At 39.0% G+C, this 14,711-nt stretch carries 14 protein-coding genes, 1 riboswitch and 1 other annotated feature; of the genes, 6 read left to right on the top strand and 8 right to left on the bottom strand.

From position 1 onward, the window contains the following. Positions 1-115: 115 nt before the first annotated feature. Complete coding sequence (locus tag HF990_RS01390; protein WP_016837326.1) at positions 116-433, top strand: YolD-like family protein; 318 nt, start codon at positions 116-118, stop codon at positions 431-433. 143 nt (positions 434-576) lie between these two features. Next, positions 577-1,530 carry an NAD-dependent epimerase/dehydratase family protein gene (locus HF990_RS01385; RefSeq protein WP_016837325.1) on the top strand — a complete coding sequence of 318 codons (954 nt, stop codon included), beginning with the start codon at positions 577-579 and terminating at the stop codon, positions 1,528-1,530. Between the two features lie 128 nt (positions 1,531-1,658). Here HF990_RS01385 and trpB (HF990_RS01380) read toward each other — a convergent pair whose 3' ends face one another. The 7 genes from trpB (HF990_RS01380) to HF990_RS01350 form a co-directional block, all read right to left on the bottom strand. Further along, positions 1,659-2,822: a tryptophan synthase subunit beta gene (trpB, locus tag HF990_RS01380; protein WP_016837324.1), complete on the bottom strand. Its 1,164-nt coding sequence runs from the start codon at positions 2,820-2,822 to the stop codon at positions 1,659-1,661. 55 nt (positions 2,823-2,877) lie between these two features. Continuing rightward, on the bottom strand, positions 2,878-3,657 hold the full coding sequence (trpA, locus tag HF990_RS01375; protein WP_016837323.1) for a tryptophan synthase subunit alpha: 780 nt from the start codon (positions 3,655-3,657) through the stop codon (positions 2,878-2,880). After that, positions 3,654-4,841, bottom strand: coding sequence for a tryptophan synthase subunit beta (gene trpB / locus HF990_RS01370; protein WP_168411798.1), 1,188 nt, complete (start codon positions 4,839-4,841; stop codon positions 3,654-3,656). The genes trpA and trpB (HF990_RS01370) overlap by 4 nt, the downstream gene beginning before the upstream one ends. A 22-nt stretch (positions 4,842-4,863) precedes the next feature. Beyond that, complete coding sequence (locus tag HF990_RS01365) at positions 4,864-5,475, bottom strand: phosphoribosylanthranilate isomerase (protein WP_016837321.1); 612 nt, start codon at positions 5,473-5,475, stop codon at positions 4,864-4,866. A gap of 4 nt (positions 5,476-5,479) precedes the next feature. Beyond that, a complete protein-coding gene (gene trpC, locus HF990_RS01360) occupies positions 5,480-6,268 on the bottom strand; it encodes an indole-3-glycerol phosphate synthase TrpC (RefSeq protein WP_168411797.1) in 789 nt (262 codons plus the stop codon). Next, complete coding sequence (gene trpD, locus HF990_RS01355) at positions 6,268-7,302, bottom strand: anthranilate phosphoribosyltransferase (protein WP_168411796.1); 1,035 nt, start codon at positions 7,300-7,302, stop codon at positions 6,268-6,270. The genes trpC and trpD overlap by 1 nt, the downstream gene beginning before the upstream one ends. A 95-nt stretch (positions 7,303-7,397) precedes the next feature. Then, positions 7,398-7,628, bottom strand: a binding site (T-box leader). 319 nt (positions 7,629-7,947) lie between these two features. Beyond that, entirely contained in the window at positions 7,948-8,436 is a 489-nt protein-coding gene (locus HF990_RS01350; RefSeq protein WP_168411795.1) for a QueT transporter family protein, read from the bottom strand. A gap of 8 nt (positions 8,437-8,444) precedes the next feature. Next, a riboswitch (PreQ1 riboswitch) is annotated at positions 8,445-8,488 on the bottom strand. Between the two features lie 372 nt (positions 8,489-8,860). Here HF990_RS01350 and HF990_RS01345 point away from each other — a divergent pair. From HF990_RS01345 to HF990_RS01335, 3 genes are read left to right on the top strand one after another with little or no spacing between them, the layout of a single operon-like run. Then, the gene (locus HF990_RS01345) at positions 8,861-9,883 is read left to right on the top strand and encodes an ABC transporter substrate-binding protein (protein ID WP_016837316.1); all 1,023 of its coding nucleotides are present in this window, start codon (positions 8,861-8,863) and stop codon (positions 9,881-9,883) included. Positions 9,884-9,917: 34 nt separating this feature from the next. Beyond that, positions 9,918-10,949, top strand: coding sequence for an ABC transporter permease (locus tag HF990_RS01340; protein ID WP_016837315.1), 1,032 nt, complete (start codon positions 9,918-9,920; stop codon positions 10,947-10,949). After that, positions 10,942-11,736 carry an ABC transporter ATP-binding protein gene (locus tag HF990_RS01335; protein ID WP_168411794.1) on the top strand — a complete coding sequence of 265 codons (795 nt, stop codon included), beginning with the start codon at positions 10,942-10,944 and terminating at the stop codon, positions 11,734-11,736. Before HF990_RS01340 ends, HF990_RS01335 begins: the two co-directional genes overlap by 8 nt. 157 nt (positions 11,737-11,893) lie before the next feature. Here HF990_RS01335 and ilvA read toward each other — a convergent pair whose 3' ends face one another. Then, a complete protein-coding gene (gene ilvA, locus HF990_RS01330; protein WP_168411793.1) occupies positions 11,894-13,153 on the bottom strand; it encodes a threonine ammonia-lyase IlvA in 1,260 nt (419 codons plus the stop codon). Between the two features lie 444 nt (positions 13,154-13,597). Between ilvA and HF990_RS01325 the strand changes: the two genes are divergently transcribed. Then, positions 13,598-14,711 (top strand): IS1182 family transposase (locus HF990_RS01325; protein WP_168411792.1); only part of this gene is annotated, 1,114 nt, incomplete at its 3' end.

The following is a 14,711-nucleotide window of genomic DNA, read 5'->3' as shown; positions in this document are numbered from 1 at the left end:
GTTCCCTAGCAAGAGGCGGATTATCTCTTCGAACGAAGACAAAAGGAAGAAACTTGCTATGCCCAAACACACCTCCAACGATCTGCAACAAATGGAGTGTAAAAGGGGTGAGAAAGTGATTCGAGATCGTGGAAATATTAAATGGAATGCCATGATGCTTCCGGAACATGTGAAAGTACTCCGGGAATGGAGAGAAAAAGATAAATATGAAGAAAAACCAACTCTTGATGAAGGGGCATTGCAAGATTTAAACGAACAGCTGCTCATTGCCTTCACCAATCGCTATGAAGTCGAATTAAAAATTTGGCACAAGGGGCGCATCTTCAAAGCGACAGGGAAGATTGCCAAGCTCCATGCTGAACATGGCTGTACATTCGAAGATGGCCGCACCTTCTCCTTTGAATCGATCTATGGCATTACGATTATGGAATAAAAATAGAAAAATCCCTTCCTCTAGTCAAAAGAATAGCCCAACAAAAAGCACTGGCATATAAATAGTTTACAACATAATTTATATTGTTCGCGAATCGTGAGAATGTCGCTTTTAAGCCTGTAATTCATCAGAGGAGGGGCAAGATGAAAAGAATTCTTGTAACAGGTGCGCTTGGACAGATTGGTTCGGAATTGGTGAGAAAACTCAGATTTGAATACGGAAAAGATAATGTACTAGCAACGGATATTCGAGAAGACAAAAATCATGACGGTCCCTTTGAAGTGTTGGATGTGCTCGATGCATTAAAAATGTACGAAGTGGCGAAAAGATTTAATGCAGATACGATGATTCATTTGGCAGCATTGCTTTCCGCAACGGCAGAAATTAAACCAATCCTTGCATGGGAATTAAATATGGGCGGTTTATTAAATGCGTTAGAGGTTTCAAAAGAATTAAACATGCAATTGTTTAATCCGAGTTCTATTGCAGTCTTTGGACCAACTACTCCGAAAATCGATACACCACAAGAAACATTGCAACGGCCGACGACCATGTATGGCGTGAATAAAGTAGCAGGAGAATTGCTATGCGATTATTATCACTTACGCTACGGTGTTGATGTAAGAGGTCTTCGATTCCCAGGTTTAATTTCACCAGGAACACCACCTGGAGGAGGAACGACGGATTATGCGGTGGAAATTTATCATAAAGCGGTAAATGAGGGAAGTTATACTTCTTATATTGCAGAAGGAACATATATGGATATGATGTATATGCCTGATGCATTGAATGCGATTGTGGATTTAATGGAAGCAGATCCTGCCAAACTAACTGTTCGCAATGCCTATAATATCTCCGCAATGAGCTTTGATCCATCAGAGATTGCAGCGGAAATCAAAAAACATATTCCTCATTTTGAAATTAAATATGACGTCGATCCGGTGCGGCAAAGTATTGCGGAAAGTTGGCCAAATTCCATCGATTCTTCCAGAGCGATAGCTGACTGGGGATTCAAGGCAGCTTATGATTTAACGACAATGACAATCGATATGCTTGATAAAATCGGTGGGGGCATTAAAAGCAAAACGACACTATAACACGTAAAAGGGATTTTATTTATATATGATACGAAAAGAAAAAGGACAGTTAGAAGTTCCGAAACTTTGCGACTTTTCTTAACGAAAAAATTGCATAAGAAAAGGGGAGTTCGAATTCGAACATCCCCTTATTTTTTCAGCAATTCAAATACTTGTTGTACATCTTTATCACCACGGCCAGAAATATTAACGATAATGCTATCTTCAGGTGATAAAGTAGGTGCCAATTTCAGAGCATAGGCAACGGCGTGAGAGCTTTCAAGAGCTGGAATAATACCTTCTGTTTTGGATAACGTTTGGAATGCTTCTAATACTTCTTCGTTTGTGACCGCAACATACTCGCCGCGGCCTGTTTCATGCAAGTAGGCGTGTAGTGGGCCAACCCCTTGATAATCTAAACCGGCAGCGATGGAATTTGTATCGAGCAAGTTGCCTTCTTCATCTTGAAGGACATAGCTTTTAAAGCCGTGAAGGATGCCGGGAGAACCTTTCGTAAGGGTTGCAGCGCCTGCAGGTTCCACACCGATTAAGCGCACATTTTCATCATTAATATAATGGGAGAAAGCACCAGCTGCATTGCTGCCCCCACCGACAGCAGCGATAATAGCTGTTGGAAGTTTGCCTTCTCTTTCTAAATGTTGAGCGCGGCTTTCACGGCTAATCACTGATTGGAAATGTTCCACAATTTCAGGATATGGAGTAGGGCCTACAGCAGAGCCTAGCAAATAGAAAGTATTTTCATAGTTATTAACTAAATCAAGGAAGGCTTCATCTACCGCTTCTTTTAATAAGCCGTTTCCTTTATCCACCGCTACTACTTGAGCACCGAGAAGCTCCATGCGGAACACATTTAAAGCTTGGCGTTTCGTGTCCTTTGCGCCCATGTAAATCGTGCATTCCATTCCGAACATCGCAGCAGCTGTCGCAGTGGCAACTCCGTGTTGTCCAGCTCCCGTTTCTGCAATAATTCTTTTTGCCCCCATGCGTTTAGCAAGCAATATTTGACCTAACACGTTGTTCAATTTATGGGATCCTGTATGGTTCAAATCTTCCCGCTTTAAATAAATTTTCGCTCCGCCCAATTTTTCCGTTAAGTTTTTAGCAAAGTAAAGGGGAGTTTCACGGCCAGCATATTCTTTTAAGTAATAGTTTAGTTCTTCATTGAAAGTTAGGTCGTCTTTAACTTTCGCAAATTCTTCTGCAATTCGGTCGAGCACTTTTTGTACCTCATCTGGAACAAAGCTGCCACCAAAATCTCCATAGTAACCATTTTTAATTAAAGTTTTGCTCAAGATTTACAACTCCTTTTTCAAAGTGTTGATTTTGTCACAAAAACAGTCAATATGTTCACAAAATCTGTACCTTCGAAGCTTTCACAAGACTTTCAATTGTATCCCAATCATCTTTTGCTAAACTGTCAACGATTTTACTGCCGACAATAACACCGCTTGTAAAGGTGCCGAATTGTTTAACCTGTTCAGGGGTGGAAATGCCGAACCCTGCTAAAACAGGCGTATCTGTATAGCTTTGAATTTTTTTAAAGTGGCTTTCTAAGTCGCCTTCGAAAGTGGAGCGAGCACCAGTGATTCCATTAACTGTCACCGCATAAATAAATCCTTCGCTTGCTTTTGTAAGCTTTTCAATTCGCTCTGGCGTACTTGTCAATGAAACAAGCTGAACTAAGTCAACGCCATATGCCTTAAGTGAAGGGTGAACGATAGTACTTTCTTCTAGTGGCATATCTGGAATAATGACGCCGCGAATGCCTGCCTCATAAGCATCTTTTGCAAATGCATCGATTCCGTAGGCTAAAATCGGGTTTAAATAGGTCATTGCCACTAATGGAACGGTAATTTCATCTGCGAAAGAGGCAAGAGTTTCAAGTACTTTTCGTAATGTTGTGCCCTTTGCTAATGCTCTTACAGCAGCCTCTTCAATCGTCGGTCCATCCGCTACAGGGTCGGTGAAGGGGATGCCCACTTCAATCGCAGTGACTCCTAGTTGTTGCAATTTCAAAATCGTCGGTTTCAACGTATCAAGCCCGCCATCGCCAGCCATTATGTAAGGAATAAAAGCTTTATGGCCTAGGCGAGTTGCTTCTACAATTGCTTCAGTTAATTGGCTCATGATAAGTCACCTCCAAGGGCATCAAAAATTGTATGAACGTCTTTATCTCCACGGCCGGATAAACAAACGACAATAATCTGATCTTGGTTCATTGTTTTTGCAAGTTCAGTAGCATAATAAACGGCATGGGCGCTCTCTAAAGCAGGGAGAATCCCTTCTGTTTGGCAAAGAAGTTTAACCGCCGCAAGCGCTTCTTCATCAGTTGCCATGACATATTGGGCGCGGCCAGTTTCATACAAATAGCAATGTTCTGGGCCGACTCCCGGATAGTCAAGCCCTGCGGAAATGGAGTGAGCTTCTTGTACAAATCCGTCATCATCTTGCAATAAGTACATATAAGCGCCATGCAATACACCCGTTTTTCCACCGTTAATAGCAGCTGCATGTTTTCCGGTTTCAAAGCCTTTTCCGGCAGCTTCCACACCGTATAGAGCAACCTCTTGATTTTCAACGAAAGGATAGAACATACCAATGGAGTTGCTGCCACCTCCGATGCAAGCAACAACAGCATCAGGCAGTCGGTTTTCCTTTCCGATAATTTGTTTTTTCGTTTCATCGCCAATGACCCGTTGGAAGTCGCGGACAATTGTAGGGAAGGGGTGTGGCCCCATGGCAGAGCCTAAAATGTAATGGGTTGTTTCTACATTTGTCGCCCAGTAACGCAACGCTTCGTTGACCGCATCTTTTAATGTTCTTGAGCCTTTATCGACAGCCACCACTTTTGTACCTAAAAGTTCCATGCGGAATACGTTCAATGCTTGACGCTTTACATCTTCTGCTCCCATGAAGACGATGCATTCCATGTTGAGTAGGGCGCAGGCAGTTGCAGTTGCGACACCATGTTGACCAGCTCCTGTTTCGGCAACAATTTTTGTTTTGCCCATCCGTTTTGCAAGCAATGCCTGGCCAAGAGCGTTGTTAATTTTGTGGGCTCCTGTGTGATTTAAATCTTCTCGTTTTAAATAAATTTTTGCGCCGCCACAATGCTCAGTAAGTCGTTCTGCAAAGTAAAGGGGCGTTTCTCTGCCAACGTAATTTTTTAAATAGTAGTGAAGTTCCTGTTGGAAAGACTCATCATGTTTATATTGTTCATAAGCTTCTTCAAGTTCCAGTAAGGCTGTCATTAATGTTTCCGGAACAAATTGACCGCCAAAACGACCGAACTTGCCTTTTACTTTCGTCATGTCATTTAGCTCCTTTAACCGTTTATTGTAAAGTTGTTGCTGCTTGGATGAATGATTGAATCAGTTCACAATTTTTCTTTCCATCTTGCTCAACGCCGCTTGAAACATCTACAGCGAAAGGGTGTACCGCTGCAATCGCCTGCTGCACGTTCAAAGCATTCAGTCCTCCTGCAAGTATTACTTTCTCTTTAGGGATGGAAAGTTGATCAAGTAAAGACCAATCAAATGCTTTACCACTCCCGCCAGCGAAATCTGTTCCGGGAGCATCGAATAAATAGTAATCTACGTTGTACTTGCTAGCTTTTTCAACATCGCTAAGCTCGCGGATGGAAAAAGCTTTGATAGAAGGGAGTCCTAGTTTTTCGATAAAAGTTGGTTCTTCATTGCCATGATATTGAATGAAATCGAGTGGTACTTTTTCAAAAGCTTCTTTCACTTCATCTTCTGTCGGATTGACAAATACACCAACTTTTTTCACATGTTTCGGTACTATTTGTGAAAGTTCACAGGCCTTTCTGATGGAAATTTGTCTTTTGCTTGGCGCAAACACAAAGCCTAAAAAATTCGCTCCTGCAGCAACTGCACAATGCACGTGAACTTTTTCTTTTAATCCGCAAATTTTCACTTTTGTCATCGCTCTACATCCTTAAGGGAGGAAGTTTTATTTGGAAAGATTTTAATGTCTCTTCCACATTGCCGCTTCTCATCAACGATTCGCCGACAAGAATTCCACGAGCTCCCGCTTTAGCAACACGTTCGGCATCCACTGTTTCAAAAATGCCGCTTTCACTAATAAAGGCAATGTCATCAATTCGATTGATTGTTTCTGACAACTTTTCAGTTTGAGCCAAGTCTACTTGGAATGTTTTTAAATCTCTGTTATTGACGCCAATCAATTTTGGATGAAGGCAAAGGGCTCGTTTCAGTTCTTCCTCGCTGTGTACTTCAACAAGTACCTCCAATCCTAAACTGATTGCGTACTCATACAATTCTGATAATGTTTCATCATCTAATGCAGCGACGATCAGAAGAATGACCGATGCACCAGCATGAAGTGCATAATCGATTTGAGCTTTATCGATGATGAAATCTTTATTTAAAATTGGAGTATCCACATGATTTGCAATGCTGGCCAAGTCTTCAAAAGATCCTTTGAAAAACTTTTCTTCCGTTAAAACAGAGATGCATGCTGCACCAGCTTGTGCATATCGTTTTGCTTGTTTTACTGGGTCGGCGTTCTCATTTATGATGCCTTTAGAAGGGGAGGCTCGCTTCATTTCTGCAATAATTTGAAGAGTGTCAGATTTTCGTAATGCATCGTACAATGATGGCCGTTTTTTTAAAGGAATGTCCCATTGGGGCTTTGATTCTTTCAATTTTGGAAGAATCGCTTTTTTATGTTCAATTATCATATCTAAAATCGTCATTAAATTGCTTGCTCCTTTATTGTGTTTTGGCTAAATTCAATCACTGCTTCTAGTTTCTTATAAGCACGACCGGATTCGATGGCATCACGAGCCATGGAAACACCTTCTTTCAATGTTTCGGCAATGCCGTATGCGAAGAAACCGAGAGCTGAATTTAAAACGACTGCATCATAGTATGGCGAGCGTTTTCCTTTCAATAATTCTTTTAATATTTCAGCATTTTCTTCCGGTGTACCACCACGGAGGTGTGATATCGATGCAGGTTGTAAACCCAGTTCTTCAATGTTGATGGTGAAAGGTTTAATTTCGCCATTTTCCAACAGGGTAGAACGGTTTCGGTGGTCGAGAGAAGCTTCATCCATGCCTTGTGATCCTGAAATAACGATAGCTCGCTTTCTCCCTAAAATACTTAATACTTTTGCATATTCCTCCACGAAATCTGGACGATTAATGCCGACTAGTTGAACCTCTAAGTCAACAGGATTTGTTAAGGGGCCAACTAAGTTGAAAATGGTTGGCTTACCAATTGCTCGACGAACTTCACCGATGCGTTTCAGTTTTGGATGAACGGCCGGGGCATATAGAAAAGTGATTCCTTCTTGTTCCAATAACTGTACGGACTCATGGACAGTAAAATCTGTATGAATGCCTAGTGCTTGTAGGACATCGGCACTTCCAGAAGAACTAGAAATTTTCCGATTGCCATGTTTTGCGACTTTCACAAAGCTGCTTGCTAATACAAAGGCAGAAGTTGTACTGATGTTGAAAGTTTTCAGACCGTCGCCCCCAGTACCGCAAATATCGATATAAGTACCTTTTGTGACAGGGAAATGAATGGCATTGGATTTCATCACGATGGAAAGTGCGGCAATTTCCTCCGCTGTTTCACCTTTTTCATGAAGTGCTACTAAAAATTCAGCAATTGCTTCTTTTGGTGTTTCCTCGTTAAAGATGATTTCTGCCGCTTGAATCATATCGTCATAAGATAAGTTTTCTTTTTCTTGAACACGTTTTGTAAAAACATGAATGTTCATTCTATCATCCTCCAAATTTAAAATTTGAAGTTTAGATAGAATAGCCGGTGGGAGAAATAAAAAAAACCTCTGCAAAAGGGCATGAAAACCCATTTGCAGAGGACGACCTTGCTGCCGCGTTGCCACCTCTATTGAAGCAGTTATGACTTCCACCTCGGTGTGCTCACTGTCGTGAACACTTCCCAATAACGCGGGAAAGACGTCAACCACTTGCGCAGTTGCTCTCGTAAGGCCCATTCACGAAAAGGAATGCACTAGTTTCCACCAACCACTAGCTCTCTATCGCATTACACATTTCGCTACTTTTCCTTACTCATCAATTTTGCTCGGCTATTCTCAACTAAACTCAGACTCTGCTCAACTAAGCTACCGGTGCGGTGATTGTGCTTCCACAACCTTTCTCCGCCACGTTTGATTGCAGTATATTTTATTCCGAAATTGTATGAATGTCAATAATTTTCGGTAAATTCGGGAAGGAAAATGTTATTCGAATAAATAAGTATTTTCGAATCGATAAATTGCTAAATTCAAAAAAATAATTGCTGATTGTAAAAATCTACCAAATCCAAAAGAGTTCGTTCATTTTTAATCCTAGTATAAAAAAGTAGCACAGACTGTACATTAGTCTGTGCTACTAGTTTTATATTATTGATCGATTAAATTTTTGAAATTTAATCGTTTATCTAGCAATTGCATAATTGGAATACCGATTAGTAAAACAACCGCTTCACCAATGGCTGTAGTTAACCACGAAAGCCAGAAGGGAAGCTCTAACGCTAACTTTAATTCTAAAGCGATAATCCACATCATGAATGTGAAGACAAATGAGTTAATCAACATACGATAGGCGATGTTTTTCACATATTTGCTAACGATGATAAGAATCGTTAAGCAAATAACGGAGTGGGCTACTCCGAAGACTAAATCAAACCAGCCTAGAGGTGAAAATAAGTTTGATATAAATACGCCTAATACAACACCTAGCATATAGCGAGGGTTAAAGGCAATTAGATGGTTAAAGATTTCAGCGATGCGAAATTGAATATCGCCAAAGCTTAAAAATGATAACGTATACGTTACCGCAATATAAAGTGCAGCTATGATTGCGGCCATTGCCATAAATTTTGTTTTCATTAAATTTTCACTCCTTAGTTTTTTATCGTGGGATTTCGCGAACCACGGTGTGATAAGCACACAAAATATAATTCTATCATAAACAAAAAGAAAATCAAATTTAGCTTTGGAAAAAATTAACGATGATAAAGGGAAGATTTCGTACAACAAAATAAAGTTCACAATTTTGTCACAAAATATTCATTATTTCAAAAAAACAATTTATTCTAGAAAATCCTCGTAATTTAGCGATTTAAAGCGATAAATTAATATTACTAAAGTAATAAAAAGAATTTTCTTAAATTCAGAACATTCCTAATGTTATTGACTCTTGAACTATGAGAATGTAATATATCGTTAAACTCTAGCTTTATTTGAATAAAGCGAAAATATTTTTTATTCGAAATTGTTAGTAATTTTTCGAAGGATAGTGGGGGATATTTGTATGAAAAGTAGCATGAAAAAACTATCATTTTTGCTCTTTGGTTTAGTGTTGCTTCTAGCTGCTTGTGGCGGCGGCGGTAATGATACATCTGAATCGAGCGAAAACAACACAGAAAACGAAACAACAGAAGAAGTAAAAAATTATAAGATTGGTGTAACACAAATTGTTGAACATCCATCTTTAAACGCTGCATATCAAGGATTCCAAGATGCATTGAAAGATGCTGGTTTAAATGTTGAATATGATTATCAAATTGCACAAAACGATAATAGTTTGAATACGCAAATTGCACAAAACTTAGCAAGTGCAGGAGTAGATTTGATTTTCGCCAACTCCACTCCATCTGCACAAGCTGCTAAAAATGTAACAACTGAAATTCCAATTGTTTTTACATCTGTAACAGATCCGGTTGCAGCTCAATTAATTGATTCGATTGAATCACCTGGTGCAAACGTTACTGGTACGATTGACTTGCACCCAGAAGCAATTAAAACAACGGTAGAATTCATGAAAGACGCTTTAGACGTTAAATCAATCGGAATGGTTTACAACGCAGGTGAACAAAACTCAGTAGCTCAAGTAAACCAAGTGAAAGAGATTGCTGATTCATTAGGTTTAAAAGTAGAAGGTGCTACTGTATCTCAAAGTTCAGAGATCAAACAAGCTGCAGAATCTTTAATCGGAAAAGTTGATGCATTTTATATCATTACAGATAACACAGTCGTATCCGCTCTAGAATCTATTATTCAAGTAGCAGATAGCAATAAACTACCGCTTGTTGTTGGTGAATTTGACTCTGTAAGACGCGGCGGATTGTTGGCATTTGGTTTCGAGTATTACGATATCGGATATCAAGCTGGTGAAATGGCTGCAAAAATCTTAAAAGGTGAAGCGACACCTGCAGATATTCCAGCAGAATATCCAAATACATTGAAATTAGTAATGAATAAAGATGCAATTGAGAAACTTGGTCTTGAAGTGAAAGACGAGTGGGAAGCTGAGCTTGTCGAAACACAACAATAAAATATTTTCAACATGTTAGGAGAGATGATTCAATATGTTTACAGCAATGTTCGGTGCAGTTGAGCAAGGAATCATCTACGCAATAATGGCACTCGGAGTGTATCTAACATTCCGAGTGTTAGATTTTCCAGACTTGACGGTAGATGGTAGCTTTGTTTCGGGTGCGGCTACAGCTGCAACAATGATTGTTTTAGGTTATCACCCAATATTAGCTACGTTAGCAGCGATTGTCGTAGGATTTATTGCAGGATGTATCACTGGTTTGCTCCATACAAAAGGAAACATTAATCCGCTCCTTGCCGGGATCATTATGATGATTGGCCTCTATTCCGTAAACCTGCGAATTATGGGCTTCTCAAGTGAAAATGCAACGAGCCTTCCGAACGTTCCTCTACTAAATAGTGAAACAATCTTCACTAAAATTTATTCTTTCTGGGAACATTTAGGGATTGATGCATTTTTCAATAACATTTTGACGAGTTTAGGAGTAAAAAATCTTCCACAAACTTGGGAAATACTTTTTGTCATGATAATTCTTACAACAGCAATTAAGTTCATAGTGGATTGGTTCCTCAAAACAGAGATTGGTCTAGCGATTCGTGCTACGGGGGATAACAAACGAATGATTCGCAGTTTTTCTGCGAATACGGACACTTTAATTATTTTAGGTGTTGGATTATCGAATGGGTTAGTAGCGTTAGCGGGGGCTTTAATCGCCCAATATAATAAATATTCCGATGCGACAATGGGGATCGGGATGATTACAGTTGGTCTAGCATCTGTCATTATCGGTGAAGCGATTTTTGGAACGAAATCAATCATGCGCACTACTTTTGCGGTAATAGTTGGAGCAATTGTTTATCGGATTGTACTTGCGATTGCATTGCGAGTGCCATTCCTCGATGCAAGTGATATGAAATTGATTACAGCCATCATTGTAATCTTAGCGTTAATCGTTCCGCAAATGATTGATAAGCAAAAAGATAAGAAGCGGAAGGCGAAGCGACTGCAAGAAAAGCTAGCCGCTGCTCAACTAGAAAAGCAAGGAGGCGATCACCTTGCTTAAGCTAGAAGGCATTAACAAAATTTTTAATGAAGGTACACCAGATGAAAAGGTGGCTTTGAATAACATCAATCTTCATTTAAAACCTGGAGATTTCGTAACGGTTATCGGAAGTAATGGTGCGGGAAAGTCAACGATGATGAACATGATTTCTGGAGTATTAAAACCAGATGTTGGGAAAGTATGGATTGATGGAAAAGACGTAACCCATTTACCTGAATACAAGCGTTCTCACTATATCGGGCGCGTTTTTCAAGATCCGATGGCGGGTACTGCACCATCTATGACAATTGAGGAAAATCTTGCAATTGCTTATGCTCGAAACGCCAATCGTTCATTGCGATTAGGCGTGAATCGACAACGACGTGACTTCTTCCGCACGTCTCTTGAGAAATTGCATTTGAATTTAGAAAATCGCTTAAATGCAAAAGTTGGATTGCTATCCGGTGGGGAAAGACAGGCATTGTCATTATTGATGGCAACATTTACGCAACCTGCGATTCTATTACTAGATGAGCATACGGCAGCTCTTGACCCATCACGAGCAGAATTGATTACGAACTTAACAAAGCAATTGGTAGAAGAAAATCATTTAACAACGTTAATGGTAACGCACAACATGCAACAAGCTATCGATTTAGGCAATCGTTTAATTATGATGGATAAAGGGCAAATCATTTTAGAAGTAGATGAAGTTCAAAAACCAAACTTAACAATTCCAGACTTAATGGCTGAATTCGAACGCATCCGCGGTGAAAAAATGAATTCTGACCGAGCGTTGTTGGGGTAATTAATGTTGATACAGCCAACTCTTATTATAAGGGTTGGTTTTTATTTTTTTTAAATGCCAAAATATATCCTTCCATATTGAAAAAAATAATACAAAATCTGTTAATAAAATCTAAAACCCGAGCGCTTATCACATTAAACGCTCGGGTTTCTTTTTGTTAAATCAACAATCCAAATAAAGTGCTGTCTTTATTCACTTCTTTAAACTCAAAACCATTCACTCGCATGCGATCGATTAAGCCTTCATAATCTCCCGGTTTGCTTACTTCAATTCCGACTAGTGCAGGACCTTCTTCTTTATTGTTTTTCTTCGTATATTCAAATCGGATAATATCATCATTAGGGCCGAGAACAACCGTTAAGAATTGGCGTAATGCTCCTGCGCGTTGAGGGAAGTTGACGATAAAGTAGTAAAGCAAACCTTCATATAATAATGATTTTTCTTTAATCTCTTGCATACGGCTGATATCATTATTGCCACCTGTAATAATCGCAACGGCCGTTTTTCCTTTTAGCTGATCCGCAAAAAAATCAAGGGCGGATACTGGTAATGCGCCGGATGGTTCTGCAATGATAGCGTGTTTATTATATAAGTCAAGAATAGTTGTACTTACTTTTCCTTCCGGTATTGTAATAATATCATCTAAATATTTGCGGCAAATTTCATAAGTTTTTTGCCCAACAGATTGAACTGCTGTACCGTCGCAAAACTTATCAATTTTTTCTAAAGTGACAGGTCCGCCATTTTCAAAGGCTGCTTTCATACTTGGAGCGCCTTCTGGTTCAACCCCAATCACTTTTGTATGTGGTGAAATGTTTTTAATATAGGCAGCAACTCCGCTCATTAATCCTCCGCCACCGATACCTCCAAATACAAAATCAAGAGGTTCTTCAATGTCATTTAAAATTTCTACGCCCAATGTGCCTTGTCCAGCGATAATATCATAATCATCAAAAGGATGAATAAAGATCATTTCATGTTCCAAACAATAATCCATCGCTGCATTTGCTGAATCATCAAATGTATCGCCAGTTAACACAATTTCCACATAATCGCGACCGAACATGCGCACTTGGTCGACTTTTTGTTTTGGAGTTGTCAACGGCATGAAAATGGTTCCTTTAATCTTTAAATGAGCACAAGAATAAGCTACCCCTTGGGCATGATTGCCGGCGCTGGCGCAAACAACACCTCTTGCACGTGCTTCATCTTCAACTTTTTTAATTTTATAATAAGCACCCCGTAACTTAAAGGAGCGCACTGATTGTAAATCTTCACGTTTTAAATAAATATTCGCACCATACTTTTCTGACAGATATTCATTTTTTTGTAATGGCGTATGAAGTACTACATCTTTTAATTGGTGCTGTGCTTTTAAGATGTTTTCAACAGTAAAGCTTTTATCCGCAACTTCCATTTTAAATTTAACCTCCGTTAGTTCCAGCATTTATTTATTTTAACATAAGATTCAGTATTTTATGAAATTTATAAATGCCATACTGTAAAGTCCCTTTATATGTATATGATTTCATACATAAAACTTTTGAAATATAAATAATATACAGAATAGTCTAAAGACAGCTTTTAAAAAAATCAAGGTATAAATCGATAAAAAAAGAAAAAAATTTGTTTATTTAAAACGTTAAAGTGTTAAAGTTATTTGAATAATCGACATGCTTCCATTAGTAGGAGCCGTATTTAAAAAAACGAGGCTGGGACAAAACCCCCTCTAAAATGGAAACAGCCCATGAAATTTTGGAATGAAATTTCATGGGCTGTTCTTCATTTTTTCAATAAAAAATAAGGACCTCTTCTGTTAAAATTAAGTTACCACACAAAACTAACAGAGAGAAGGGTCCTTATGTTTAAATATTATAACATGAATCAATTAGTTTTACCTCTAGATTTAGAAATAAAATTACAAGAAAATGATATTGCCTTCCATATTCACCATTTAGTTGAAAGTATTCCAGATGAAGCCTTCCAGCCGTTTCTTCGAAATACAGGTTGTCCTGCTTATCATCCACGCATGATGCTAAAAATTATTTTGTGTGCCTATTCGCAGTCTGTCTTTTCAGGTCGAAAAATTGAAGTGCTATTAAAGGACAGTATACGAATGATGTGGTTGGCACAAGGATATGAACCAAGTTATCGGACGATCAATCGTTTTCGTGTGCATCCGGAAGTAAAAGAATTAATTCGTCAATGTTTTGTCCAATTCCGTTGCCAACTGGTGGAAGAAAAGTTAATCGATCAAGAAGCCATTTTTATCGATGGTACGAAGATTGAAGCGAATGCCAATAAATTTACTTTCGTATGGAAGAAATCCATTGAAAAATACAACCAAAACTTAATTGAAAAGTCCAATCAGTTATACAACGAACTATTAGAAAAAGAAATCATCCCTGAAATGGAGCGGGAAAATGAGGGAGAACTGTCCGTTGAAGAACTCGCTCAAATGGTGCAACAAGTCGATGAAGTCATTAAGGAATATGACCAAAAGATAGAAACATCGCCCGATGCCACAGAACGAAAAGCATTAAGAAGCGAACGAAAATATCCAAAACAAGCGTACAAACAATTAATAGACTTCATTCTGCGAAAACAAAAATACCAAAAAGACTTGGACATCTTGGGGGAACGGAACAGTTATTCCAAAACAGATCAAGATGCGACGTTCATGCGAATGAAAGACGACTATATGAAAAACGGTCAATTGAAAGCTGGATACAATGTACAAATCGCAACAGAAGGTCAATACGCACTAGCTTATAGCATCTTTCCAAATCCTACTGATACACGTACATTAATTCCGTTCTTGAATAAGATAGAAAAGGATTATTTTCCGTTGCCAAAGTATATTGTCGCAGATGCTGGTTATGGTAGTGAACAGAACTATGAGGACATCCTTTCGAATCGAAAATGTGAGGCACTTATTCCATATACCATGTATGAGAAAGAACAAAAGAAGAAAT

The organism is Ureibacillus thermosphaericus (genome assembly GCF_012396605.1).
Taxonomy (GTDB): Bacteria; Bacillota; Bacilli; order Bacillales_A; family Planococcaceae; genus Ureibacillus; species Ureibacillus thermosphaericus.
The sequence above is the reverse complement of the archived record's forward strand: the minus strand, read 5'-3'. Positions and strand labels throughout refer to the sequence as shown.

Excerpts from the sequence above, each read along its gene's own strand:
- HF990_RS01385 (WP_016837325.1), top strand. The coding sequence starts at position 577 with ATGAAAAGAATTCTTGTAACAGGTGCGCTTGGACAGATTGGTTCGGAA.
- trpA (WP_016837323.1), bottom strand. The coding sequence starts at position 3,657 with ATGAGCCAATTAACTGAAGCAATTGTAGAAGCAACTCGCCTAGGCCAT.
- trpB (WP_168411798.1), bottom strand. The coding sequence starts at position 4,841 with ATGACGAAAGTAAAAGGCAAGTTCGGTCGTTTTGGCGGTCAATTTGTT.
- HF990_RS01365 (WP_016837321.1), bottom strand. The coding sequence starts at position 5,475 with ATGACAAAAGTGAAAATTTGCGGATTAAAAGAAAAAGTTCACGTGCAT.
- trpC (WP_168411797.1), bottom strand. The coding sequence starts at position 6,268 with ATGACGATTTTAGATATGATAATTGAACATAAAAAAGCGATTCTTCCA.
- trpD (WP_168411796.1), bottom strand. The coding sequence starts at position 7,302 with ATGAACATTCATGTTTTTACAAAACGTGTTCAAGAAAAAGAAAACTTA.
- HF990_RS01350 (WP_168411795.1), bottom strand. The coding sequence starts at position 8,436 with ATGAAAACAAAATTTATGGCAATGGCCGCAATCATAGCTGCACTTTAT.
- HF990_RS01345 (WP_016837316.1), top strand. The coding sequence starts at position 8,861 with ATGAAAAGTAGCATGAAAAAACTATCATTTTTGCTCTTTGGTTTAGTG.
- HF990_RS01340 (WP_016837315.1), top strand. The coding sequence starts at position 9,918 with ATGTTTACAGCAATGTTCGGTGCAGTTGAGCAAGGAATCATCTACGCA.
- ilvA (WP_168411793.1), bottom strand. The coding sequence starts at position 13,153 with ATGGAAGTTGCGGATAAAAGCTTTACTGTTGAAAACATCTTAAAAGCA.